The sequence below is a fragment of the Marinomonas sp. BSi20584 genome, from assembly GCF_002792415.1.
Lineage (GTDB): Bacteria > Pseudomonadota > Gammaproteobacteria > Pseudomonadales > Marinomonadaceae > Marinomonas > Marinomonas polaris.
Genome location: NZ_KZ454871.1, coordinates 1 through 25218, shown reverse-complemented (window position 1 = coordinate 25218; position 25218 = coordinate 1). Strand labels below are relative to the sequence as shown.

At 42.6% G+C, this 25218-nt stretch carries 26 protein-coding genes; 21 read left to right on the top strand and 5 right to left on the bottom strand.

Going from position 1 to position 25218, the window contains the following annotated elements:
- Positions 1-12: 12 nt before the first annotated feature.
- Both TY87_RS04025 and TY87_RS04020 read right to left on the bottom strand, forming a co-directional pair.
- On the bottom strand, positions 13-174 hold the full coding sequence (locus tag TY87_RS04025) for a type II toxin-antitoxin system RelE/ParE family toxin (RefSeq protein WP_198432030.1): 162 nt from the start codon (positions 172-174) through the stop codon (positions 13-15).
- Positions 146-250, bottom strand: coding sequence for a type II toxin-antitoxin system ParD family antitoxin (locus TY87_RS04020; RefSeq protein WP_232617064.1), 105 nt, complete (start codon positions 248-250; stop codon positions 146-148). Before TY87_RS04020 ends, TY87_RS04025 begins: the two co-directional genes overlap by 29 nt.
- A gap of 164 nt (positions 251-414) precedes the next feature.
- Here TY87_RS04020 and TY87_RS04015 point away from each other — a divergent pair, with 164 nt between their 5' ends.
- From TY87_RS04015 to TY87_RS04005, 3 genes are all read left to right on the top strand, one after another.
- On the top strand, positions 415-1284 hold the full coding sequence (locus tag TY87_RS04015; protein WP_232617063.1) for a DUF4394 domain-containing protein: 870 nt from the start codon (positions 415-417) through the stop codon (positions 1282-1284).
- A 332-nt stretch (positions 1285-1616) separates the two neighbouring features.
- A complete protein-coding gene (locus TY87_RS04010; RefSeq protein ID WP_100186065.1) occupies positions 1617-2375 on the top strand; it encodes a polysaccharide lyase family 20 protein in 759 nt (252 codons plus the stop codon).
- A 22-nt stretch (positions 2376-2397) separates the two neighbouring features.
- The gene (locus TY87_RS04005) at positions 2398-2910 is read left to right on the top strand and encodes a GNAT family N-acetyltransferase (protein WP_100186064.1); all 513 of its coding nucleotides are present in this window, start codon (positions 2398-2400) and stop codon (positions 2908-2910) included.
- Positions 2911-2926: 16 nt separating this feature from the next.
- On the opposite strand, the gene TY87_RS04000 is transcribed toward TY87_RS04005, so the two are convergent.
- Positions 2927-3865: a LysR family transcriptional regulator gene (locus TY87_RS04000; RefSeq protein WP_011978325.1), complete on the bottom strand. Its 939-nt coding sequence runs from the start codon at positions 3863-3865 to the stop codon at positions 2927-2929.
- A gap of 144 nt (positions 3866-4009) precedes the next feature.
- Here TY87_RS04000 and TY87_RS03995 point away from each other — a divergent pair, with 144 nt between their 5' ends.
- From TY87_RS03995 to TY87_RS03950, 10 genes are all read left to right on the top strand, one after another.
- Positions 4010-5539, top strand: coding sequence for a UxaA family hydrolase (locus tag TY87_RS03995; RefSeq protein WP_100186063.1), 1530 nt, complete (start codon positions 4010-4012; stop codon positions 5537-5539).
- A gap of 33 nt (positions 5540-5572) precedes the next feature.
- Positions 5573-7033 carry an NAD-dependent succinate-semialdehyde dehydrogenase gene (locus tag TY87_RS03990; protein WP_100186062.1) on the top strand — a complete coding sequence of 487 codons (1461 nt, stop codon included), beginning with the start codon at positions 5573-5575 and terminating at the stop codon, positions 7031-7033.
- Between the two features lie 9 nt (positions 7034-7042).
- Positions 7043-7849: a 4-hydroxy-2-oxoheptanedioate aldolase gene (gene hpaI / locus TY87_RS03985; RefSeq protein WP_072838796.1), complete on the top strand. Its 807-nt coding sequence runs from the start codon at positions 7043-7045 to the stop codon at positions 7847-7849.
- 94 nt (positions 7850-7943) lie between these two features.
- Positions 7944-8900 (top strand): tripartite tricarboxylate transporter substrate binding protein, encoded by a 957-nt coding sequence (locus TY87_RS03980; protein ID WP_100186061.1) that lies wholly within the window; start codon positions 7944-7946, stop codon positions 8898-8900.
- A 60-nt stretch (positions 8901-8960) separates the two neighbouring features.
- A complete protein-coding gene (locus TY87_RS03975; protein ID WP_100186060.1) occupies positions 8961-9428 on the top strand; it encodes a tripartite tricarboxylate transporter TctB family protein in 468 nt (155 codons plus the stop codon).
- A 16-nt stretch (positions 9429-9444) separates the two neighbouring features.
- Complete coding sequence (locus TY87_RS03970; protein WP_100186059.1) at positions 9445-10929, top strand: tripartite tricarboxylate transporter permease; 1485 nt, start codon at positions 9445-9447, stop codon at positions 10927-10929.
- Positions 10930-11072: 143 nt separating this feature from the next.
- Positions 11073-11918 (top strand): arylamine N-acetyltransferase family protein, encoded by an 846-nt coding sequence (locus TY87_RS03965; protein WP_100186058.1) that lies wholly within the window; start codon positions 11073-11075, stop codon positions 11916-11918.
- Positions 11915-12874, top strand: a complete 960-nt coding sequence (locus tag TY87_RS03960; protein ID WP_072838799.1) for a DMT family transporter — start codon at positions 11915-11917, stop codon at positions 12872-12874. Before TY87_RS03965 ends, TY87_RS03960 begins: the two co-directional genes overlap by 4 nt.
- Positions 12849-13442, top strand: coding sequence for a Crp/Fnr family transcriptional regulator (locus TY87_RS03955; RefSeq protein ID WP_100186057.1), 594 nt, complete (start codon positions 12849-12851; stop codon positions 13440-13442). Before TY87_RS03960 ends, TY87_RS03955 begins: the two co-directional genes overlap by 26 nt.
- A gap of 300 nt (positions 13443-13742) precedes the next feature.
- Complete coding sequence (locus tag TY87_RS03950; protein WP_100186056.1) at positions 13743-14510, top strand: coniferyl-alcohol dehydrogenase; 768 nt, start codon at positions 13743-13745, stop codon at positions 14508-14510.
- 94 nt (positions 14511-14604) lie between these two features.
- Here the strand turns inward: TY87_RS03950 and TY87_RS03945 are convergent, their stop codons facing one another.
- On the bottom strand, positions 14605-16368 hold the full coding sequence (locus TY87_RS03945; RefSeq protein ID WP_100186055.1) for a sigma-54-dependent Fis family transcriptional regulator: 1764 nt from the start codon (positions 16366-16368) through the stop codon (positions 14605-14607).
- 321 nt (positions 16369-16689) lie between these two features.
- On the opposite strand from TY87_RS03945, the gene TY87_RS03940 reads away from it, so the two are divergent.
- Positions 16690-18150, top strand: coding sequence for a benzaldehyde dehydrogenase (locus tag TY87_RS03940; RefSeq protein WP_100186054.1), 1461 nt, complete (start codon positions 16690-16692; stop codon positions 18148-18150).
- 96 nt (positions 18151-18246) lie between these two features.
- Here the strand turns inward: TY87_RS03940 and TY87_RS03935 are convergent, their stop codons facing one another.
- Positions 18247-19464, bottom strand: coding sequence for a LysR family transcriptional regulator (locus TY87_RS03935; RefSeq protein WP_100186053.1), 1218 nt, complete (start codon positions 19462-19464; stop codon positions 18247-18249).
- Between the two features lie 196 nt (positions 19465-19660).
- Here TY87_RS03935 and ligA point away from each other — a divergent pair, with 196 nt between their 5' ends.
- The 7 genes from ligA (at position 19661) to TY87_RS03900 (ending at position 25118) form a co-directional block, all read left to right on the top strand.
- The gene (gene ligA, locus TY87_RS03930) at positions 19661-20068 is read left to right on the top strand and encodes a protocatechuate 4,5-dioxygenase subunit alpha (protein ID WP_011978339.1); all 408 of its coding nucleotides are present in this window, start codon (positions 19661-19663) and stop codon (positions 20066-20068) included.
- A complete protein-coding gene (locus TY87_RS03925) occupies positions 20068-20922 on the top strand; it encodes a class III extradiol dioxygenase subunit beta (RefSeq protein WP_100186052.1) in 855 nt (284 codons plus the stop codon). The genes ligA and TY87_RS03925 overlap by 1 nt, the downstream gene beginning before the upstream one ends.
- A gap of 6 nt (positions 20923-20928) precedes the next feature.
- Entirely contained in the window at positions 20929-21642 is a 714-nt protein-coding gene (locus tag TY87_RS03920) for an alpha/beta fold hydrolase (RefSeq protein ID WP_100186051.1), read from the top strand.
- A 6-nt stretch (positions 21643-21648) separates the two neighbouring features.
- Positions 21649-22113, top strand: a complete 465-nt coding sequence (locus TY87_RS03915) for a nuclear transport factor 2 family protein (protein ID WP_100186050.1) — start codon at positions 21649-21651, stop codon at positions 22111-22113.
- 198 nt (positions 22114-22311) lie between these two features.
- Positions 22312-23292, top strand: a complete 981-nt coding sequence (locus TY87_RS03910) for a TRAP transporter substrate-binding protein (protein ID WP_011978343.1) — start codon at positions 22312-22314, stop codon at positions 23290-23292.
- Positions 23293-23295: 3 nt separating this feature from the next.
- Positions 23296-23817: a TRAP transporter small permease gene (locus TY87_RS03905; RefSeq protein ID WP_100186049.1), complete on the top strand. Its 522-nt coding sequence runs from the start codon at positions 23296-23298 to the stop codon at positions 23815-23817.
- Entirely contained in the window at positions 23814-25118 is a 1305-nt protein-coding gene (locus TY87_RS03900; protein ID WP_100186048.1) for a TRAP transporter large permease, read from the top strand. The genes TY87_RS03905 and TY87_RS03900 overlap by 4 nt, the downstream gene beginning before the upstream one ends.
- Positions 25119-25218: the final 100 nt, after the last annotated feature.

Below are 25218 nucleotides of genomic sequence, written 5' to 3'. Positions count from 1 at the left end.
CTTAATTGGGCTTTATGCCCCAAACATTGGATTCACATCCATACTCTTATGTAAGATCCTGATAATTTGAATATTTTGACTACCAATTTGTTGATAAAAAATAACATGGCTTCCTTGCGGAAACTTTCGGTAGCCATCTCTGATTTCATTCTCTCTCTTCGTTATCGAGTTCATTGATCAACGAATCGAGGTCATAATCCGCTATACCACCTTCTTCACCTTCAATGAGTCGTTGTCGTAACGTGTTCATGTGTTTCGAGTAAACGTAACACCTGCATTTTTATCGTCCCGAAAATTTTTTTCAAAAAAATATCGTTTATCTGAAACCTTTTTTTAAAAGATGAGTATCTCTGTATGAGCCACCCAGTTGGGTGACACCTAGTTTACTAATAAAACTCATATAGGATGCTTATGATGAAAAAGACGATTATTGCTGCCACGACTGCTTTCGCTGTTTCTGCTTGTTCAACTGGCTTTTACGGAACATCGGACCAAGATAGCCCTATCGCTGGGTACGCACTTGCTAATAATGGAACGACTTTGGTCACAATGGGATCTATCGCGTCTCCTGCGAAAATGGACACTTTTACGCTAAGCAATAAGCTGGATGCCGTGGCATATCGCCCCGTTACTGGCGAGTTGTTGGGCTATTCCAATGGTGCTGTCTATTCTGTTGATACTAAGACAGGTAAGCTAACCGATCTTGGTGCTAGCTTCACAAAAGGTGCCATGATTTCAAAGGGTGCTTCAGCAACCGCGATGGATTTTAATAACGCCATCGATGCGGTTCGTATGGTGGGTTCTGACGGGACAAACTTGGTGTATTTCCCTGTCGGTTTTGGTAACGAAGATAAGCGTGCTAATTCCGTATTGAAATTCACCTCTACTTTTTATGTAAAAGGCGACAGCAACGAAGGCACAACGCCTGAAATTTTTGCAAACGCTTACACGAACGCCATTGCCGGTGCAAAAGCGTCGAGCACTTTCCAGTTTGCGTTAGACAGTAAAACAGACTCATTGGTCAGCCTTGCGAATAATGCAGGCGAATTAAAAACCGTTGCTAAGATCACCATCAATGGCAAGGCCGTTGACGTATCTTCAATGGGTGGCTTCGATATAGTTTCTGCCGAAGAAGGTTCTGACGCTGCTTATGCAATATTGCAGCTCGAAGGTGAATCAAAAGCCGGTCTTTACTCTATAGACCTGACGACAGGCGCGGCAAGCTTAATGGCTGACCTACCAATGGGTGGCTTTAGCGGCTTTGCTGTCTCAGGCGGCAAATAACTGCAAACGGTGTTTTTACACCAACAGTAAGAAAAAACCAAAGGCAGTCTAGCAATAGATTGCCTTTTTCTTGTGAACTTGTTTAAACAATGAAATGGTGGGAATTCAAGAAATTCTAGAAATTCAAGAGGTTAATGTGGTTGATCGTCTAGTCGCCAATAAATGTTGGGTGTTAGGACGAAATACATTTATTGAGAGATAAAGTTAGATGAAAATATCCCCGTATTCTTCATTTGACCCTACTTGGTCGAAAGACTACAAACAACTGTTTGGTGAACAGCCTTCGCAAACTTTAGAATGGCGTGATGAGTAATAAATAAGGTTTGTTTCCTATGTCTCGTTTTTTAATTTCCTTAGGGCTATATTTTTTTGTTATTCCTGTTCAGGCGCAGTCTGTTGCGCAAGATATTAATCATGGGGATTTTGGCCCTTTCATGCGTTCGTTAAATAATACGAGCGATGGTTATCAAGTTATTCAGGACATTACCGATAGCGCACCAACCAAACTAATCGAGAAATTCGAGGTGCGTCCAGGAGACTGCTACTGGAATAAAGGTTGGAATGATTGCGAGCAAGATCGCGAACGCAGTGAGTTATCCGAGCAGCAGAAAATGACACCAGCAGGCAGTGACGCTTGGTACGGTTGGTCGATTTATTTTCCTGATGATTACCCCAATGTTTTTCCTACCAAGGTTGCTCTTGGTCAATTTCATCAAGCTAACTCTCATCCGATCTGGATGTTTCAAAATGGCCGCGGTGGTTATCACCTAAACGACCATATTTCTGGTACTAAAAAAAATTACGAACTGATTAATGAGGCTGATCTGCGAGGTCGGTGGCATAAAATCGAAGTGCATGCTCGCTGGGCAAAAGACGATTCTGGTGTATTCCAAGTTTGGGTAAACGGCGAACAAAAAGTCGACTACCAAGGCCCGACGATGGACGCAGATATTGTGTATTTTAAATACGGCGTGTATCGATCTTTTTTATCGAGATATAAACAAGCCAAGCAGTTAAACGCAGTACCACCGCAAATTGTCTATTACAGTAATGTGAAGCGTGGTAAAAATAGAGCATCGCTTCAGCCTTAGATTATTGCCATTGGGAGATAAAATGAGCGTTCAAATTCGTCCAGCTGTGATTGAGGATTTACCCGCGTTAACCGATCTTTATAATCACTACATAGTGAATACGGCGACTACTTTTGATATAGAGCCTTACACATTAGAAGGTCGAGCGGTTTGGTTTTCGCAGTTTGCGCCAACTGGTCGGTATCGTTTACTGGTGGCGGAACAAGACGGAGAAATTCTCGGTTACGCTTGCAGTGGACAATTCAAACCAAAACGCGCTTATGAAACGTCGGTGGAAGTTAGTATTTACCTAAAGCCAAATACAAAAGGCCGAGGTTTGGGAACCGCCTTGTACCTTGAACTGTTTGAGCAACTGGAAACAGAAGACATTCATCGCGCCTACGCTGGCATTACCTTGCCCAATGAAGCCTCCCGTATTATCCATGAAAAGTTCGGCTTTGAATCCGTTGGTGTATACCTCGAAGTTGGCCGAAAATTTGGTCAATACTGGGATGTTGAATGGTTTGAAAAAGAGATTCATCGTTCCTGCATATAGATATAGTTGGCAATATTTATGTATTTTCACATCCATTTACCATTCTTAGCTGTTCTATTAACTTTAGTGTAGTCGGCGTCTTTTCTCTGCCATCTAAAGTGATTATACCTATAGGTGGCAAATCAATTTCTAACTCTATGGGAATAATAGACATTAGCCCTTGTTGCTCGAAATGCTGTGCAACTTGATGAGCCATAAAGCCTATGGCTGAGCCTGTTTGTAATGACATCAGTATATTTAAAAATGATGCTGACTCTATGATGTTTTCTGGTGGATGTAAGTTATGTTTGTAAAATATTTGGTTCAGTTTTGTTCTAGATGCTGCCCAAGATGGCGGAACAATCCAAGCTTGTTGTGATAGCAGAGGCCAATCGATAATTTTTCCTTTCAGAATTTCATGATTTGGTGAGCAAATGAGACACATGGATTCGTTATAGAGTGCTTCTGTATCTAAATCTGGGGCTGCATAACCAGGCTCTAACCTTCCTACTATGAGATCTAGCTCCCCAGACCTTAATCGGGGTAATAGGCGCCTTAGGTCACCTTCTTCTATTAGAACTGTTGTTTTGGTCGCATTTTTTTTAAGGTTGTTAACGGCTTGCGTTAGTAGGGTAGGTGTTGCTGCAACCATAGCACCTACTTGTACTCTACCTGCTGAACCTTCTGTAACTGCTGCTATCTCAATCTTGGCCCTGTCATAATCTGCTAGTACTGAACGCGCAAATTTAATAACGGTTACGCCGTATGGAGTAGGTTCAGTTCCTCTACTCGAACGTTCAAATAGCTGTAAGTCGAATGTTTTTTCTATTTCTGCGAGCATTTTTGATACGGCTGGCTGAGTCACAGATAGAAACTCTGCGGTTCTTCCTAGGTGTCGAAATTCATCTAATGCTACTAATAATTGTAAGTGTCTTAGCCTCAGATTAGAGCGTAAGACGCGATCAATGCCTATCATGAAATGTTTTACTCTTTTTTATTTTCTTATCTACTTCATAACATAATGGAATGAGAAGAGTCTATTGTTTCATTTTACATTCATATAGATGCTCAACATACTTGCTCACATAACTACAACAAATTTAGTGTGAGTGAATAAAATATGTCATCCTCATCGTCCCCTCTAATTAAATTGCATAGCAATGATAATGTATGCATCGTTCGTGAGTCAGTATCAATAGGGCAGCAAGTTCCAGAGTTTAATCTTCGTATTCGAGCTCAAGTTTCGGGTGGTCATAAAATCGCTGCAAGGCTGATTGAGGCTGGTGAGCCGATTATCAAATACGATACACGCATTGGTGTGGCATTACGTCGAATTGAAGCTGGAGATCATGTTCATACGCACAATCTTGAATTAGTTGATTATGAAAGAGATCCTAGCTTTTGTCAGGATGTTGTCCCTGTCGAGTATGTGGACGTTTCAGCAAGAGCGACTTTTAATGGTATTGTGCGCTCCAATGGAAAAGTAGCAACGCGTAATTATATTGGTATTCTTTCAACGGTTAATTGTTCTTCTACTGTTATCCGACAAATTGCAGATCATTTTACTCCAGAACGACTTTCCGCTTTCCCTAATATTGATGGCATTGTTGCTTTTCCTCATACCAGTGGATGTGGCATGTCTTCTCCTAGTTATCATTTTGATGTTCTGCGTAGAACTTTGTCCGGATATGCACGTCATCCAAATTTAGCTGGTGTGCTTATTGTTGGGCTTGGATGTGAACGGAATGAGATGTCCTCTTTAATTGCTTCTCAGCAACTCGAAGAAAACTCTCATTTACAGACCTTGGTTATGCAGGCTGTGGGTGGAACTAGAGCAACGATTGCAGCTGGTATTGCTGCGATTGAAAGTATGTTGCCAGAAGCCAATAAGGTGGTGCGAGAACCAGTGAGTGTAGAGCACTTAAAGATAGGTTTGCAATGTGGCGGCTCTGACGGGTTTTCAGCAATTACTGCTAATCCTGCATTAGGTATGGCCATGGATATTTTGGTTAGACATGGCGGTACAGCCATTTTATCTGAGACTCCAGAAATTCATGGTGTCGAATATATGCTGACTCGACGTGCTATTAGTCAGGAAGTCGGTCAGAAGCTATTAGATCGTCTTTCTTGGTGGGATGAATATACCCGCGGTCACAATGGGCAGTTTAATGGTGTGGTTGGGCAGGGCAATCAAGCTGGCGGCTTGGCGAATATCTTTGAAAAATCGTTGGGATCTGCCATGAAAGGCGGTACGACACCTCTTCAAGCGGTTTATGAATATGCAGAACCTATTGAACAAAATGGTTTTGTTTTTATGGATACTCCAGGATATGACCCAGTTTCAGCAACCGGACAAATAGCTGGCGGAGCGAATTTGATCTGCTTTACGACAGGGCGGGGATCGATGTTCGGTTCAAAGCCTGCTCCTACGATTAAATTAGCATCTAATTCAAATATGTATAACCGCTTACAAGAAGATATGGATATTAACTGTGGGTTAATACTGGATGGAAAAATGAGCCTTGAGGAAATGGGGCAACATATTTTCGAACACATTATTAAAGTGGCATCCGGAGAAAGTACCTCTAGCGAACGTTTAGGCTTAGGTGATAACGAGTTTATTCCTTGGCACATCGGTATTGTTAGTTAATTCCATTTTCTATATTGCAGAGGAATCAATTGCATGAGTCAACATACAATTACGAATCAAAACTATATCGCGGGAGTTTGGACAACGGCTCAGTCAGAGCAAACGTTTGAGGTTTTGAATCCTGCTAATCAAGGAGTGATTGCTCATGTTCCAGATAGCGATGCTAGTGATGCTTCGGCTGCCGTTGATGCAGCGTGTCAGGCTTTTTTAGCATGGCGGTTAGTGCCTGCAAGAAAGCGAGCTCAGTATCTAAAGGCTTGGCATGCTTTGATTTTAGCTAATTTGGATACGTTAGCTGGGCTCATTTCGTTAGAGCAAGGTAAGCCATTAGCCGAGGCTAAGGGTGAGATTAGCTATGCAGCAAGTTATGTTGAATGGTTTGCCGAACAAGCTCCTCGAATTGAGGGGGATTTAATCGAATCTCCTGTAGTTGGTCGAAAAATGATGGCGATTAAAGAGCCTGTTGGTGTCACTGCAGTCATAACACCATGGAACTTCCCTGCTGCCATGATTACTCGAAAAATCGCACCAGCTTTGGCTGCTGGTTGTACTGTCGTCGCTAAACCAGCAGAAGACACTCCGCTTACATCGCTTGCCTTGGTTAAGCTGGCCGAGGTCGCTGGAATTCCTAGTGGTGTGATTAATATAGTGTGTTCATCTCGTAATAATACACCAGCGATGGTGAACAACTGGTTGCAAGATAGTCGAGTTCGTAAAATCAGTTTTACTGGTTCAACACCAGTTGGTAAGCATTTGGCTCAAGCCTCAGCGGCAACGTTGAAAAAACTTTCTTTAGAACTTGGAGGTAATGCTCCTTTTATTGTCTTCGAAGATGCAGATTTAGACGCTGCAGTGTCTGGCTTAATGGCAGCGAAATTTCGTAACGGTGGTCAAACCTGTGTGTGCCCTAATCGAGTTTATGTGCAAGCAAAGGTTTATGACGAATTTGCTGCAAAATTAGTGGAGAAAGTTCGTGCTCTAAAAGTTGGCCCTGCCAGCGAATTAGATAGTGAAATTGGCCCAATGATAAATGAGAGAGCAGTAGACAAGATACTGTCTCATATCGACGATGCTGTACAGAAAGGTGCAAGGGTATTAGTTGGTGGAAATAGGGTTCGAATATCTGATGGCCCTAATTATATTGCTCCCACAGTGCTAGGGAATGTGAGTAAAAATGCCGTTCTTTGTCAGGAAGAGACGTTTGGTCCAGTTGCTCCATTATTTTGTTTTGATAATGAACAAGAAGTCATAGAACAAGCCAATGATACTCCTTTTGGCTTAGCTGCTTATTTTTACTCTGAAAATGTTAGCCGTATTTGGCGACTTGCCAGTGCATTAGAAACAGGGATTGTAGGTATTAACGAAGGAGCTATTGCGGCAGATTCAGCCCCATTTGGAGGTGTTAAAGAATCTGGTTATGGTCGAGAAGGCTCTAAATATGGATTAGATGATTACCTGCATATTAAATATTTATGCCAAGGAAATCTTTCTTAAGAGGTTGTTATGAAAATAAAAAAAACTAACGAATTTAAACAAGCTTTATCCAGAGGAGAACAGCAGGTTGGGTTCTGGCTTTCAATGGGGAGCTCATACAGTGCTGAAATGTGTGCTTCTGTTGGGTTTCAGTGGCTTTTGATTGACGGAGAGCATGCACCTAATAACTTGCAATCGATGCTTTTACAATTACAAGCTATTGCTCCTTATTCTTCTCATCCAGTCGTGCGTCTAGCTGATGATAATCCTACTTTTATTAAGCAAATATTGGATGTTGGTGCACAGACTTTACTTATACCTATGGTGCAAAGTGCTGAGCAAGCAGAGGCGATTGTTAAGTCGACTCGTTATCCTCCTTTTGGAACGAGGGGGGTTGGTGCCGCCGCAGCAAGAGCGTCTTTATGGAATGGTATAACGGATTATGTTCATAACGCCAATCAAGATATCTGTGTATTGGTTCAGGTTGAGTCTGTTACTGCCCTTGAAAATTTAGAATCAATTTGTGCCGTTGAAGGTGTTGATGGTGTTTTTATTGGGCCTGCGGATTTAGCAGCGTCTATGGGGCATGTTGGCAATCCCAGTCATCCTGAGGTCAAGCAGGCGATTGAAGAAAGTATTCGAAAAATAATAGCGAGTGGAAAATCAGCAGGTACGTTAACCAGTGATTCTGCACAGGCAAAAAGGTACATGGAATTAGGCGTAGGATTCGTTGCTGTTGGGTTAGATGTATCACTCATGATGCAAGCGATCAGGAAGCGTGCAGAGGAATTTGAATTTGGTAAGTCTGCAGTGCAGTCAGACCAATCTGTCTACTAAATGACTAGTAGCAAATTATGAAATGGAAAAATTAATAATGTGTGTTTAGGCACATTAATGCAAAGACCAACAAACAAAATAAAAGGCATTAAGCATGAAAAAGCATATAAAGTTACTTTCGCTCTCTCTTACTCTCGCTGGGGCTGTTCTATCTCAGAGCTCATACGCAGCTTATCCTGAAAAAACCATTACTATGTTGATTCCTTATGGTGCTGGTGGCGGTACCGATGTTTTGGCTAGGGCTCTACAGCCTGCATTGGAAGAGTCGCTAGGTCAAACCGTTATCGTGAAAAATGTCCCTGGCGGTGGTGGTATTCTAGGTTTTACTCAGCTAGTACATGCTAAGCCTGATGGTTATACCGTGACAATTCCTAATAATGTAATTTTTGCTACAGAGGGCATGGGGAATGCTACTTACAAGTACAAAGATTTTGATTATTTAGGCAATATCTTAACGGAAGATTATATTGTAGCCGTTCGTGCTGATGGCCCATGGAATAGTTGGAATGACTTATTAAAAGATATGGAAGAGCATCCAAATAAAATTAAATTTGGTTTCTCTGGTTATGGCGGATCAACTCATGTTGCTAGTCAGATACTAGCGAATGTTGCAGGTTATCAAGCTAAACAAATCCCTCATGATGGTTCTTCTAAGGCAGTAGTTGCTGCAATGGGAGGGCATATTGATGCATTAATGTTGAACCTAGGTGATCTATCTTCTGGTATTAAATCTGGAAAATTGAAACCATTACTTTCTTTGGGTAGCAAGCGTCTCAGCGAGTACCCAGATGTTCCTACGTTACAAGAAACTGGTATAGATTTAAATTTGACCAATTGGCGAGGCATTGCAGCACCTGCTGGAGTGAGTGATGAAGTAAAAGTGGCTTGGAATAAAGCCCTAGAGCATGCAGTCAAAGATGAAAAATTTCAGCAGCTGATTGCTACTCAGGGAGGTCAAGTTGATTTTCAAAAATCAGGTGAAAATTTAGACAAATGGATGTCACTGTTAGCTGAGTCTTTTATTAATACGGCTCATAACTTGAAAAAATAAGTATAAAAGGTCAGGTGGATGTTAGACACCTGACCATATTTTAACTATTTAGGTGACAATATGTTTCACTTGAAAGAACAACATGTTTTTTATCTTTTTCTCATGGCTGGCGCCGGTTTTTTCTTAAAACTATCTTGGGATATTCCTTCAGGAATAGGTGTAGAAAATGATCCAGGGGCAGCTTTTCTTCCTATTGTTATTTGTGTCTTGATCTTATTTCTTGTTTCTTATTTGTTTGTTATAGAATTTAGAGAAAAAAGTGAAAAGCTATTTTTTAGTCGTGCTGAGTTTTTTGCATTAGTTGGAACTTTATTATTGATCTTTGTTTATATATTTATCTTATCTCTAATAGGTTTTTTTGCTTCGACAATAATTTTCTTATTTTTATTTCAGCGGCTTAATAGTTACCTTTTAAACAGTGGAGGCTTTAACTATAAATCTTATTTGGTGTCAGCTCTGTTTTCTTTTATAGCGACGCTTTCAATTTATTTTGTCTTCTCGGTTCTTTTTAAAATGAGTTTGCCGTAGTTAAAGGTGGATTATTATGTTTATGCAATTTGTTCATTCGTTTGACGCTTTTTTAGAACCAACCATTTTTCTTGCTATTGCTGCTGGTACTGTTTTAGGGCTGATTTTTGGTTCTTTACCCGGCCTGACAGCTACTATGGGGATTGCTCTTTTATTGCCATTGACATTTAGTATGCAGCCTATCAGTGGTATGGGGATGTTGTTTGGTATGTATTGTGGTGCTATATCTGGAGGGTCGATACCTGCTGCTTTGTTAAATATACCTGGTACCCCCTCTTCTGTTGCAACCACACTGGATGCTTATCCAATGTCAAAAAGAGGAGAGCCAGGAAGAGCTTTAGGTCTATGTGTTGTCGCTTCTTTTATTGGCGGAATAATTAGTGTTTTAGTTTTTGCATTATTGTCACCTATTATTGCCAAAGCTGCTCTTGAATTCAGTGCCGTAGAGTATTTTTCATTAGGTATTTTTGGTCTAACTATTATTGCATCAGTTTCAGGGCAATCAATTGTGAAAGGATTGGTTGCAGGCCTTATTGGTGTATTGATTTCCTTGATTGGGATTGATTCATTGAGTGGTATAGTTAGACTCACCGCGGATATTCCCGATTTAATTGGTGGTGTAGACTTCATGCCTGCTCTAATAGGCTTGTTTGCATTATCCCAAATTATTGGCGATATTGTTTCAAGTCGAAATGCTAAGGGCGCAGAAGTAAAAATTAAAGTGGATAATGCTTATCCTCGCTTTAAGGAAACTTTTGGTCTGTGGCGTGTTTGGTCTGTTAGTTCTGTAATTGGTTCTTTGGTCGGTGCTGTTCCTGGGGCCGGAGGAAGTATTGCTTCTTTTTTAGCTTACGATGTGGCCAAAAGACAATCAAAGACACCGAAAAAATTTCAAACAGGCCATAATGAAGGAATTGTTGCTTGTGAATCTGCTAATAATGGTATGACCGGCGGTGCATTAATTCCAATGATGACATTAGGTATTCCTGGGGATGCTTCTGCCGCAGTGTTAATGGGCGGACTTCTTATACATGGATTACAGCCTGGGCCATTATTGTTTCAGGATCATGCTGATATCGCTTATGGAATTATTATTGCGTTTCTAATTGCAAATATTTTTATGTTTTGCTTTCAAGCAGTTGGAATAAAACTGTTTGTGAAAGTTCTACAAATTCCTCGATCTTTCCTTATGCCGTTTATATTGGTTATGTGTATCGTAGGAGCTTATGGAATCAGTGGTTCTCTAACATCGGCTTGGATTTTATTATTCTTTGGGATATTTGGTTACTTTTTGAATCGTTATGGGTTTAGTTCTGCACCTGTTGTCTTAGGTATGATATTGGGCTATATGGTTGAATCTAATTTTAGACGAAGCATGGCAATGTACGATAGTGATTGGACTATATTTTTTAGTCATCCTATTAGTCTTGGTTTTATTCTTCTATCTGTAGTTTCTATACTGCTTCCTTTTTATTACAGATATAAAAGTGCTAAAAAATAAACTATGTCTTTCATGTAAAGATCATTAATTTTATCCCTGATGTCTAAAAAAGAGAAGGAGTTAACCTAGGTTAATTCTTTCTCTTTTTTTTTGCAGTAGTCTTGGTCGTATTCCATGTATGTTGATTATTAAGGAAGTGAAATATGCCGTTATCATCCAGTCTACAAAATTATCTATCTGACCTAGGTTTGGTTGTACCAGAGCAGCCAAATATTAAGTTTGTTCAAGCCCTGCAGGCTGAGCATGTGGCTCGTTATAGTTTCAATAGCTTGGCGGTGGTGTTGGGTGAAGATATTTCTTTGGATCTTGACGCGATCAGCCAGAAAATAGTGACTCGTAGTTTGGGCGGTTATTGCTTTGAACATAACAAGCTAACGTTTGAGCTATTAAAAGCCTTGGGTTATGACGTGCAGCTTAAGTTGGCAAGAGTACTGAATAACAATTTTGAGCGCGAAGCGGGCAGAACGCATCGTGTGACCTTGTTAACGCTAGAAGGTGTGAGCTATTTAGTTGATACTGGTTTTGGTGGTAACGGGCCGATTGCACCATTGCGGTTAGATATAAACACACAGCAAGTGGCTGGTTTAGACCGTTATCGAATGCTCGCTAAAGGTAAGGGTGAATATGATTTACAGGTAGTGAAGGGCGATGACTATTTTACCCTTTATCGTTTTGATAATGCGACTTACAGCGATGCAGATTGTGCGCTGGGGCATTTTTATTCTCATAAAAACTCCAATGCGGTGTTTCTTAAGAACCTAATGGTGACCTTGAAGAAGCAAGACCAGACGATCGCTTTGGTGAATGCGGAGCTGACTATTAGAGACAGCCAAGGTGAGCAAAAGCTGTTGATTGAAAGCCCTGAGTCCCTTGGGAATATTTTGAGCTCAGAGTTTGATATCATTCTTGAACCGGCTGTGATTGAGCACCTTTTTATTCGCTTTTTGGTGCCTATTTTGACCGAAGATAAAGTCGGGATAACGTCATGAGTTCATTTTTTACCTTGTTGCTTTGGGCTTGGTTGATGGCGTCTTCTTTTATCGTATCGGGTCATATGGTGGAATACGCCAGTCCGGTTGCTACCTCAGCGTTTCGTTTTTTATTGGCGATGTTAATTATGTTGCCAGCGCTATTGTTTAGTTGGCAGCGGGCTAGGTTGAATAAAACCGAGCAGTTTAAGGCGTTGTTCGCTTCTCGCCAGCGACTTTTTCATTATGTGGTGATAAGCGGCGCATTAGTGGGATTTTTTATTGGTTTGTTTGTGGCGTTGCAGTCGACAACGCCGTTGAATACCTCTGTTTTGTATACGCTTGTTCCCTTAATTGGTGTGATGATAGCGAGAGTTTGGCTCAAGGAAGTCGCGCCTTTATGGCGAGTCATTGGGTTTGTTCTTGGCTCAATCGGCGCGATGACTGTGTTGTTTTCTACACAAGGTTTTTCTGTACAAGACAACGACGGATTTCAGTGGCATTCCGGCGATTATATTTTTGTTGGGGCATGTTTCTTATTGGCTTTGCATGTAGTGTCGGTACAAAAATGGGGGCGTTCGTTAGGGGCATTATCCGGTGCTTTCATGATTATGTTGTTTGGAACGCTTTGGCTACTGCCTATCGCGTTGATTTGGGGAGAGCTTGATCAGGTGCAATGGTTGTCGCAAGGTTTCTGGATAAATGTGTTGTATCTGACGGTGTTTACTACCTTATTTACCTTTGTGTTACAGCAGCGTTTGGTCATGACGGTTGGGGCAAGTCGCTTGCTTGCGATATCTTATACAATACCAGTTTGGGTTGCGTTATTTACCGCGTTGACTCAATCACGTTTATTAAGCTTGGTCGATTGGCCTTTTGCTTCTGGCATTGTATTTTTAGGCGTCGCACTGTTTCTTATTGATGGCAATTTAAGCAAGGTAAAGCTCGCCCATGGATCGAACTCAACTTCAAAATAGCTTCGAAGCGTATTTTAACGAATTAGGCTACGATATTGATTGGCAAAGATTGACGGTACCAATGGATGTCCATGTGATTCGCAAAGGTGATTATCTGTTTCAGCAAGATGATTTTGCGAATCGTTTGTATTTTTTACATTCTGGATTGGTGCGTTATGTGAGTGTTTCCGATGAGGGGAAAGAGTTCACACAAACTTTTGCGAAGAGCCCGAGAATCATTGGTTCGACCAAGGCAATGGTGACCGAGACACGAGTTTTGTTCGGTATCCAAGCCTTGGAAGACAGTATGGTGTCTTCTTATACTTGGCAAGCTTTTTACGCCCAAATGCGCCACGATATAGGCTTTTTAGAGTGTTACGCTAAATTCCTTGAACGTATCTTTATCGTCAAAGAGGAGCGTGAAAATGCCTTTGTAAAACATTCCGCTGAACGACGCTATTTGGATTTTTGTGCTGCTTATCCTGAGTTAAAAGATTCTATTCCACAGCAGCAAATTGCGTCTTATATCGGTATCACGCCAGTCGCTTTGAGTCGTATTCGGCAGAAGCTAAAACTGAGTCGTGGGTGATTGTCTCGCTTTTAGTCATTGTTTAAATCATCAATCGTTTTATTTCTCTACTTTCATAATTTAATCATTTGATTAACTGAGTGCATTATTATGCACTGGGCTTATTTATTTATTTATTTATGTTCTGATTAACTCTTGATAAAAACGTCAATATATCAATGCCTTGACGTTTTCATAAAATAAAATTGTGGCTTTTTTTCGATTTGGGCACACTCCATGCAATTCTCCTTGTAGCTGACTGGTAAAGTGGTGTCTTTCTACTTTGCCTTACGTTTCATAAAAAAAATAAGGGGAAACAAGATGACATTAGTGAATAAAACCATTGTGGTTACCGGTGTGTCTTCAGGTATCGGTGCTGATGTTGCTCGATTAGCTCGCTTTCATGGTGCGCGTGTTATCGGAGTAGATCGCAATGAACCAAGTATGACGCTGGATGGCTTTGTACAAATAGATTTAGGTAATCCTACGGCGATTGATACGGCGCTTGATACCTTGCCTGAAAAAATTGATGCCTTGTGTAATATCGCTGGTGTGCCAGGCACTGCAGATGCCGAGTTGGTTGGTCGCGTGAATTATTTGGGGTTGCGCCATTTAAGTGAAGCTTTGATTCCTAGATTCAATCAAGGGGCCAGTATTGTCAATGTGGCTTCTGTGTTAGGTATCGAGTGGCCAGAGCGTCTTGAACAGCATAAAGCATTGGCTGGTACCTCTTATTTTGAAGAAGGTGCTGCTTGGCTGAAAAAGAACCCAGTTCCACAAGAAACCTGTTATCAGTATTTCAAAGAAGCTCTTATTGTTTGGTCAACGCAGCAAGCTTTTACTTGGTTCCGTGATCATGGCGTACGTATGAATTGCGTGGCTCCAGGTCCTGTTTTTACGCCAATTTTAGGCGATTTTGTATCTATGCTTGGTGAAGAGCGAGTTCAAAAAGACGCCGAGCGTATGTTACGTCCTGCTTATTCGGATGAAGTGGCAGAAGTGATCGCTTTTCTTTGCTCCGATGCTTCCCGTTGGGTATGTGGCGTGAATATACCTGTTGATGGTGGATTAGCTTCGACTTATCTTTAAATATTCAGAATATGGTAGATCGACGGAAGCTGATAAGCCTGTGATTGTGCTGTATCACAGGCTTATCTGATTTTTAAATGACCACTTTTTTGTTTTACTTATTCTTCTTCAGACGATAAGCCAATTGTGGTCTGCTTAGACCAACTCGTCTTGCCGCTTCAGATAAATTGCCTTGGGCGTTATCTACGGCTTCTTGTAATAAGCTTTGTTCAAGCTCTTCAATATCAAAATGATTTTTTCCACCGACAAATTGAGTGATGTGTTCCAAGAGCGATTCTGTCGCTTCTTTTTTGCTATCGGCATGGCTTAAGGTGCCTTGGTGATTCACTGAGTAGATAATTTCTTCTGGAATAAACTCGTTTCTAAACAAATGTGGAAGATCAATCGGTTCACCTTCTTCTGATGCAATCACGCCGCGCTCCATTAGATTTTGTAACTCACGAATATTCCCCGGAAAACCATAATTTAATAACGCTCGTCGCGCTGTTTGTGTCATGCCAGATGGTGCTTTTTGATGCAGTTGGCAAAAGTGATGGTAGAAGTGATTAATGAGCAATGGGATGTCAGCTTTTCGCTCTCTTAGCGGAGGTAGATGTATTGGGAAGACGTTTAAACGAAAGAACAAATCTTCGCGGAATTCGCCTTTTTCAATGGCTTTACGTAGGTCTACATTGGTTGCAGCGACGACTCTTACATTGACTTTAATAGCTGAAATACCGCCGACTCGTTCTACTTCTTTTTCTTGTAAAACACGCAATAATTTACTCTGTCCTGCTAGGCTTAGTGTGCCAATTTCATCTAAGAATAGTGTACCGCCATTGGCTCTTTCAAAGCGACCGGGACGGCTACTCGTTGCTCCTGTATAGGCGCCTTTTTCGACGCCAAACAGTTCAGTTTCTATGAGATTTTCAGGAATCGCAGCACAGTTAAATGCGACAAAAGGACCAGTTTGGCGACTGAATTTATGCAGCATACTGGCAAAAAGCTCCTTGCCTACTCCAGATTCGCCAGTGAATAGCACTGTAGCATTGGTTGGTGCGACCTTTTGTAATGAATGATTAGCAGCGGTAAAAGCGGCGGAAACTCCAATCATTTTTGGCTGATCGTCTAACAGTTCTGGTTCCATTAGGTCGAGTTTAGGGGAAGGTTTAGTAACCAGTTCAGCATTTTGAGAAGTGACGTTAAGGAAGCGAATATCGTCTTCGATATTATCCCAAAGTTCGGCAGATTTACCGATGACCCGACAGACCGAATGCCCCATAGATTGACATTCTATTTCTCTGAAAATGACCAGAGATCCTACTAAGCCAGAGACATAACCGATGGCGTAACCTAATTCCATCCAGCATGCGGGTGAGCTACCAATGCCGTAAGCGGCAATGTGTTCTTCATCTTCACTGCTGTGATGCCAAAGAAATTCACCATCATATGCACCTTTTTCGGTGTCAAATTCAAAGTGAATAGTTTCCACTTTGACGACACCTTCTAGCCCATGAAGATGAGTGCCAGCAGTGAAAATGGAGGCTGGATCTGAGTCTGGCCAGCGCTTTTGAATGAGCTCTGCGTCTCTTAGGCCAGATAAATAACCTGTTCGAGTAAGAATGTCGCGCGATTTTTCGAGACCAAGGGAATCAATCATCTCGCGACGCAACAGCCCAAACGACGAGCTGTGGATCAGTAACATGCGTTGATCGTCTAACCAAATGCGACCATCACCGGGCGAAAAAAACAGACATTCTGTCAGCTCCTCTACGGTGGGTGCATGTTGGCCATCTAGTTCACGGGAGCTGCCTTTGAGTAGGATTTTTTGATTGCTTTTAGCTAAGTCTGCTAAAGAAATGCGATGAGAGTTCGTCATTATTATTTTTCCTCTTTCATCTAGTTGATGAAATGGTTAACTGCTTTTTCCTAGTTTTGATTGTATTTAACGATATCGTCAAGTTGTTGTTGGATATTTATACAATGCAATATCGGATTATCGATATTGATAAAATTACAAACCTTTATTTATCAATATGTTGCGTTTTATATTTTGATGGAATTTGCTGAAGTATTATTTCGGCATAGCTATTGCTGTAGTGTACGAATGGTATGAATAACCAAAATACTGAACTTCCACTTGGCTTGATTTGTCTTAGTAGAAATTCAGTGGCTAATAAAAATAAATAGGAGAATACACATGACAGTATCTGTACTTGAATCTAAAAAATGGTCTGGTAAGTTTTTTACGGGTGACTGGGTTGCTGCTTCAAACAAGCAAGACGTTATGGAGCCAGCGACAGGTAAGGTTTTGAGTGAAGTCGGTATTGCTACAGCAGATGAAGTTTATTTGGCTTGTCAACGAGCCAATGAAGCGCAAAAAGAATGGTTAAAAGTCCCACCAAGAGACAAGGCTACATTGTTTCATAAAGCCGCCGCTTTCATGCAAGAAAACTTTGACGAACTGGCTTTGTATATTGCCCGTGAAACCGGCGGTATTATTCCTAAAGGCCAGCACGAAGTAAAAGAAGCCATTCTAATTCTGCAATTGGCTGCCAATATGACGTTGGAGCCAAATGGTCTAACGTTGCCTTCTGTCCCCGAAAAAATGTCTTACGCGACACGTAAGGCTATTGGTGTTGCGGGTGTTATTTCTCCCTTTAACTTTCCGATGATTCTCTCTATTCGATCTATTGCTCCAGCCTTGGCGACAGGTAATGCGGTAGTCACCAAACCAGATCCACAAACGCCTGTCACTGGCGGTTTTATTCTTGCTCTTGCCTTGGAGGCCGCAGGTTTGCCAAAAGGCGTATTTCAAGTCTTACCGGGTGCTGTTGAAGCTGGTGAAGCGCTTTGTGCTGCGCCAGAGATCGGTATGGTGGCGTTTACTGGATCTACTGCTGCAGGCCGAAAAGTGGGTGAAGCCTGTGGTCGTAATTTGAAAAAAGTGTCTCTTGAGTTAGGTGGCAAAAGCTCCTTGATCATTTTGGAAGATGCCGATTTAGATGTGGCTGCCAGTAATATTGCTTGGGGTGCGTATTTCCACCAAGGACAAATTTGCATGGCGTCTGGTCGTATCTTGGTTCAAGAAAGCATCGCAGAAGTGCTAACGGCTAAAATCGTCGAAAAAGCCAAGCATTTACCCGTCGGTGATCCAGCTTCTGGAAAAGTCGCTTTAGGGCCGCTGATTAATCAGCGCCAGCTTGAAAAAGTTCACGCGATTGTTCAGGACACCATCGCGGCGGGCGCTAAGCTAGAAGCGGGCGGAACGCACGAAGGGCCTTTCTATACGCCAACAGTATTGAGCAATGTGAAGCCGGGAATGCGTTCTTTTGATGAAGAAATCTTTGGTCCAGTGGTTAATATTGTTACCTTTAAACACGATGACGAAGCTGTGGCTATGGCGAACAACACACAATATGGTTTAGCTGGAGCGGTGATTTCGAACGATCTTTCTCGAGCACAACGTATTGGTGCTCAGTTGCATGTTGGCTTACTGCATATCAATGATCAAACCGTCAACGATGAATGCATTAACCCATTTGGTGGTTGCGGCGCATCAGGCAATGGCAGCGCGGTGTGTGGCCCTGCGGATTGGGATCTTTATACTCATTGGCAATGGGTGACCATTAAGCAAGCTGCAACGCCTTATCCTTTTTAAGGTGTTTAGATAGGTAAATCATTAGAAATGAAAAAGCTCCATGCTGATGGTATGGAGCTTTTTGTTATTCGCGGTCTCATGGTTATCGGTTATCGGTTATTGTGTTTTTAGCTTGTCTATAATCGTTAACTTTAACTCTTCAATGAATGTCTGAATAATGGTGGATTGTCGTTCGCGATGCAGTGTTATCCCTATGGTGCATTCAGGTTTTGGGAGTGAGATAGGGATTTGCTTTAGGCGAGGGTTGAGTTTGTTTATATTCCAGTCGTCATAGAATAACAGCGCGATGGCGTCACTGTGGATAACCAGCTCTTCAGAAGAGGCAAAGGTCAACATTTCCAGTGCTTGGATGGGTGGTTTGTTGTCTATGCTATGGAACAGACTTTCGAAATAATCCCTAATAGGCGTGCCGTGACGCGCTACAATCCAGCGTTCATTAACCAGATCATTGAGTGTCTTTGCTTCGTTGTGAATCGGATGATCAGCACGAGCAATCAAAGCGTATTGGGCTTTTAATAAGGGCAGTTCAATTAACTCTGGATGAAGCGGACCTTTTCTCATTAGGCCTAAAAAGCAATCGATCTCACCTTGTCGTAGGGCATTTGCCAGCATGTGATAAGGACCTTGCATGGCTTGTAGACGAATCCCTGAGTGTTGTTTAAATATAGAAGCAAACGCAATGGGAACAATATCTTGGCAGGAAAACGAAAGCATGCCTACGGACAGTCTGCCGGTTAGCTCGTTTGGCAGTGATTGAAGACTGTGATGTAGCGATTGAGCCACTGGTGAAATTCTTAGGAATAACGAAGCCAGTTGTTTGGCGGCAGCTTGTGGAATCAAACCACGGCGCGCTCTTAAGAAGATTGGCTGCTGCACCATATTTTCGATTTCTTTTAATGTTTTACTGACTGCTGGTTGTGTCATGCCAAGTGTTTGCGCGGCAACAGAGGCACTGCCAACTTTTACGACGGCTTCAATGATCAGTAGATGTCGCCATTCTACGTAGGTTTTTAATTTTAGTAAGGTAGTAACGTTACTTTGCAATTGGTGCTCTGTATCTGAAATCGCTTGTAAAATGCTATTACAAGACGAGATCACCACTTCACCTGCAGACGTTGGTTCAGCTCCACTCCAGCCACGGGTAAAAATATCCACCTGCAATGCTTGTTCGGCTTGTGACAGTGCACGCGAGACACTGGATTGACTTAGGTTTAACGACGAGCTTGCTTCTTTTTCGGTACCTTTCTTCATTATTTCCCTGATAACACGGCATTGTTTGAGTGTCAGTGGAAAATTTGAATTAGGGTTGCTCATCCTTGGTTTCCTTTTAAAAAGTCATTTCGTGAAGTCGTGGTGAGTAAAAGTTCGTTATTTATAATTTATGATATAACCAAAATTTAAGCCATATTTTTGATTGTGCATATGTAAGGTTGGTTTTTTCTGTGTACCTTTAATTGAATAGTTAATTCCTCTTTAGTGAGGATAAGAAACGAGCGAAGGTAAGACGCGAATGAATAATAACAATAAGCCTTACAGTGATATTCCTGGCACGACCGTTTTCGACGGCGATATGGCCAGAATAGGCTTTCACCTCAATCAATTTTGTATGTCCTTAATGCAAGAGTCTAATCGAACGGCGTTTAAGCAAAATGAACGTGCTTATCTAGATAAGTGGCCTATGACGGAAGCGCAAAAAAAAGCCGTGATTGCTCGCGATTTTAGTCAACTCATTGCCCTTGGTGGCAACATTTATTACCTCGTCAAAATCAGTTCGAGCGATGGACTAAGCGTGGCTGCGGCCGTTTCCACTATGACCAATTTATCCGTTGATGAATACATCGATATGATGCGCCGTGGTGGCCGTTCGCCAGAAGGGAATCGTTATGTTGTAAGTAACACATCTGAGGAGAAGCAATAATGGCCAAAATCACCTGTGGATTAGGTACCTCTCATATTCCGTTGCTGGGACATATTATTGATAAGGGTGACAGTGGCGATGAGAAGTGGGCGCCAATATTTGATGGTTATCAGTTCACTAAAAAGTGGATTCGCGAGCAAAAACCAGATGTGGTCATCTTGGTCTATAACGATCACGCAACAGCGTTTGATATGAAAGTTATTCCAACTTTTGCGATTGGCTGTGGGGAAGAATACCACCCAGCGGATGAAGGCTATGGTGCACGCCCTGTCCCTACGGTAAAAGGCTCGCCGAAACTGGCATGGCACATTACCGAGTCTTTGATAAAGCAAGGCTTTGACATGACGATTGTCAATGAAATGGACGTGGATCATGGTCTCACCGTGCCTTTGTCGATGGTGTTTGGGGAGGTGGATGAGTGGCCTTGCCAAGTTATTCCCTTGGCCGTCAATACCGTGGTTTATCCTGCGCCAACGGGTGATCGTTGCCTAGCTTTGGGTAAAGCGATTCGAGCTGCAGTAGAGCAATTTCCAGAAGACCTAAATGTTCAGGTTTGGGGAACAGGTGGCATGAGTCATCAATTGCTGGGTGAGCGTGCTGGCTTGATTAACCAAGAGTGGGACCTCGCTTTTCTGGATGATTTAAAGAGTGACTATGAGAAGCTAGGGGCGATTTCTCAAGTTGAATATATTCGAGAATCCGGAACAGAAGGGAGTGAAATGGTGATGTGGTTAATCATGCGTGGTGCGCTGAATCATGAGGTTAACGAAATTCATCGTCATTACCATGTGCCTGTTTCTAATACGGCGCTGGGTCATCTGATATACGAAAATGTTGATAAAAAGGGAGAATAAATCACAATGAATGTGCGTATAACTAGACCCAAATTAGTTTGTTTAGCTGGTTTGCTATGTGATCAACGAATGTGGCAGAAGGTCGCAGCTCAATTAGAGAATGATGCCGACGTTGAAATTATTAGTTTTGCAGGATTTGATGATCTGACCGACATGGCTCGGTCTGTGTTATCCAGTATTGAAGGTGACTTTGCCTTGGCGGGTCACTCTATGGGAGGACGAGTAGCACTGGAAATATATCGTCTTGCACCGCAGCGGGTAACGCGTCTAGCGCTTTTAAATACAGGTGTTCATCCCAAGTCAGACAAAGAAATTCCGGGGCGTATGCGCTTGATTGAAGCCGCGAGAACGAGAGGCATTTCAGTGTTAGCAACGCAATGGCTAATTCCCATGATGTCTCCCAAGGGATTGAATAACGCAAATTTGATGGCCGATTTGACAAAAATGGTCGAGTCTTACTCGGTTGAAGATTTTGAAAAGCAGATTCATGCATTGATAAATCGCCCTGATGCCGAAGCGCTTCTTTCACAGATATCGGTGCCAACTTTACTGCTTTCCGGCTCGCAAGATACTTGGAGTCCAGTAGTTCAGCATCAGGCTATTCAAAAACATATTATTGGTAGTGAGCTTGTTGTGATCGACGACGCTGGGCACATGGCACCGGCGGAAGATCCAGAAAATGTCGCAGCGGCACTGCACTCATGGTTAAAGAAAAAGTAGGGGATTATGAGCAATCAAACGATCGAAAATATGCTGATTGAGTGGCAGTGCCAAAAGCTGGTAACTCGTTCGATTAATTTGCTAGATCAAGGGCGTTGGCAAGAATTGGCAAATTGCTATGCCGAAGATGGCGAACTGTATCGCCCGAGTGCACCGACCTTAAAAATTGAAGGACGCGACGCGATTCTTGAGTCTTTTACCTCGCGTCCAGCAAAAGAAACCTGTCATGCACTAACGAACATAGAAGCCAATATTATTGATGAAGGCTTTGTCGCCGTTACATCGAGAGTGGTGCTGTTTGCCGCGAATAAAAAAGCCGAAGGCATCGAAAGCATGGTGCAGGCGAATGCGGACATTTTTATTGGTCGTTTCATAGATGAAATTAAAAATGTAAATGGTGAGTGGTTAATAGCCAAAAGACAGGGTTCGATTGAACTGCACTACAAAGGAACTTCAGACAAAACAGGGTAGCTGTTAAAGAGTAACTGTTAAATAGCAAAAGGAGTCGCAGGGGAAAGAGTCGCGAGGGAAAGAGTCATTTAAAGACTTGGTAAATGATTAAGAGTAGAGTTTCTATTTAAAAAGGACGGTCCGTTGATTCGGTCAGTTTCATAACAAAAATAACAAAGCCTTCAAGTAAGGCACTAAAGCAACATTGGGAGAACAGAGATGAAATTAAATAAATTCATTATTGCTACTTCAGCGGCCATTGCATTATCCACTCAAGTTTTTGCAGAGGAATTGAAGTTCGCCAGCTTCACTCCGCCGTTTCACACAATTAATGCATCGGTGATTGAAAAGTTAAATGCTGATCTGTCGGCGGCCACAAATGGTTCTCTTACTGTTCGCGGATATCATGGCGGCGAGCTGGGCGCTGGGCCTGCCGAGCAATATGTGCGTGTTTTGCAAGGTGCAGCGGATATGTCTTGGGGCTTACCGGGTTACACCTCGTCACAGTTTGGTAAAACAATGATAGCTGAATTACCTGGTGCGATTCCTGAAGATATGCCTGGTTACGAAGCACTATGGCGTGCGTATGATAAGCATTTGAGTAGTGAGTTTCCGGGGACTAAACCATTAGCATTGTGGACCTCTGAGCCTAATATTTTCATCATGCGTAATAAAGTGATTCGCACACCAGCAGATTTGGCGGGGCTTAAAATTCGTGTTGCTGGCGCAACTGCCGCAAAAGTCGCGAGCGCCTTAGGTGCAACCCCTGTGCAAATGCCAGCTAGTCAGATCTATAATGCCATGCAAACCGGCCTTATTGATGGTGTTATTACAGGAGCATCAACACTAAAAGACTTCAAACTTGACGAAGTGGCTGATTCTCTCACTCTGGGCGCGCCATTAGGTCGTCTTGTCTTTTATACGGTACTTAATCGCAGGGTTTATGATGGATTAAGTGCGAGTGAAAAGGCTGCCGTTGACGCAGCAAGTGGTGCAGGGCTGTCTAAAAGTGCGGAAGATGCTTGGCTAAAAACGGCTACTGAAGCGCTTGAAGTGGCTCGGGCCGATAGTGCAAATACCATAACTAACCTAACCGATGATGAAAGAGCGGCGTTTACCAAAGCTGTTTCTGGTGTGGTTCAGTCTTATGTAAAAAGCGTAAATGGCGCAGCGACACTTGCGGCAATGGAAGGCAAGTAATCCATGCTTGCTATCATTCGTAAACTGGCGGATGGGATTATTTCCCTATCCGCCGCCTTGGGCGCCTTAGGTCTAATCTTTGAGGTGATCATTATTCTCGCGGATGTCATTGGTCGTGCGATGGGATCACCACTTTATGGATCGCAGGACATAGTTACTATGACCATGGTTATTCTGCTCTTTGGCGCAATGGCACTGTGTGACCGTCAGGGTGGCCATATCGCGGTTGATCTTTTCGAACGCAGCTACTCGGCGGTGCTTAACCGCTTCATAGATGTTTTTTCCGCGTTACTGGGTGCTGTCATCTTTGTGGGCATAGCTTATGCGGTAAATGAAAGCGCTAAGATTTCAACTATGTTGAACCTTTCGACCAATCTTTTACTTATACCCAAGGCGTGGTTCCAAAATGGCCTTTCTGTCTTTGCTTTGATCACAGCGGCTGGAATGGCATTACGTGCTGTTGAATTAACCTTGTCAGGTCGTGACATTCGTAAAGTAGACACGGACAAAGGAGACGCTGCATGAGCGCATCAATGATTGGTTTTGTTGGCATCTTGATCATGTTCGGTCTGTTGGTGCTGCGTATTCCTGTGGCTTTTGCCATGTTTTCCGTGGGATTTGTGGGTATTACAATACTTGATAGCAGCCGATCCGCATTAAGTTTACTGGCATCAGAAACCTTCACTTTAGCCTCCTCGCCTGAATTGGTTGTTATCCCGCTGTTTATTCTGATGGGGAATGTCGCCTCCATAACCGGAATGAGTCAGAAACTCTACGATGCCGCTTATGCCATCATAGGCCAGTTACGTGGCGGATTGGCTTCGGCTACGGTGATTGGTTGTGGCGGCTTTGCGGCGCTGTCTGGTTCGTCAGTTGCATCTGCATTGACCATGGGGAAGGTTGCGTTAGGACAGATGGATCGTTTCAAATATAACAAAAGACTATCTACCGGCGTGGTTGCCGCTGGTGGCACACTTGGGATACTCATTCCACCGTCGACGGGATTCGTTATTTACGCGATTCTCACCGAGCAAAGTATCGGGCGATTGTTTTTAGCCGGTGTTCTGCCTGGGATTATGTTGCTGCTATTATTCATTTTAGTGATCACGGTAATTTGTTGGTTTCGTCCAGAATTCGGGCCTGCTGGGCCCGCTACAAGCTGGCGTAATAAAGGCAAAGCCTTGCTAGGCGCTGGGCCGATTGTAGCTGTGATACTTCTGACGATTGGTGGCATTTATGGTGGATTATTTTCACCTGTTGAGGCAGCTGCCGTTGGCGCAGGAGTTGTGATCTTAGTCGGATTTGTGACGCGATCCTTATCATTAAAAGCCCTTTGGCATGCGTCTAGGGACGCGGTTGTTACCACGGCGACAGTGATGTTAATTTTGATTGCTGCTCACCTTATCAACCCATTTATGGCGCTTAGTCATATTCCCACGGCGGTAGGGGAATTGTTGTCTGGATTGGGGTTGGGAGTAACGGGAACTCTTATTCTTATTCTTGCAATTTATCTTGTGCTGGGCTGCTTTCTTGAAGGCTTCGCCATGCTGGTTCTGACCTTGCCGATTTTCTTCCCTATCATTATGTCACTTGGGATAGATCCGATTTGGTTTGGTGTGCTGACGGTTCTGACTCTTGAAATGGGCTTAATTTCTCCTCCGGTTGGGATTAATGTCTTCATCGTTAAATCGGTCGCACCGAACGTAGAGTTAGGCGACATTTTCAAAGGAGTGCTGCCTTTCTGGTTGATGATGATCTTAGCAGTGGCTTTGTTGATCATCTTCCCGCAGATTGTGCTTTATCTTCCTAATACTATGTTTGGTTGATTTAAGTGCTTTGTAGTCGAAAGGGTAATTAGGCTAAATGATAAAAAGCCCCATGTAGTTTATCCAATCATGAACTGACCCCATAAAGTTGGACTCTATT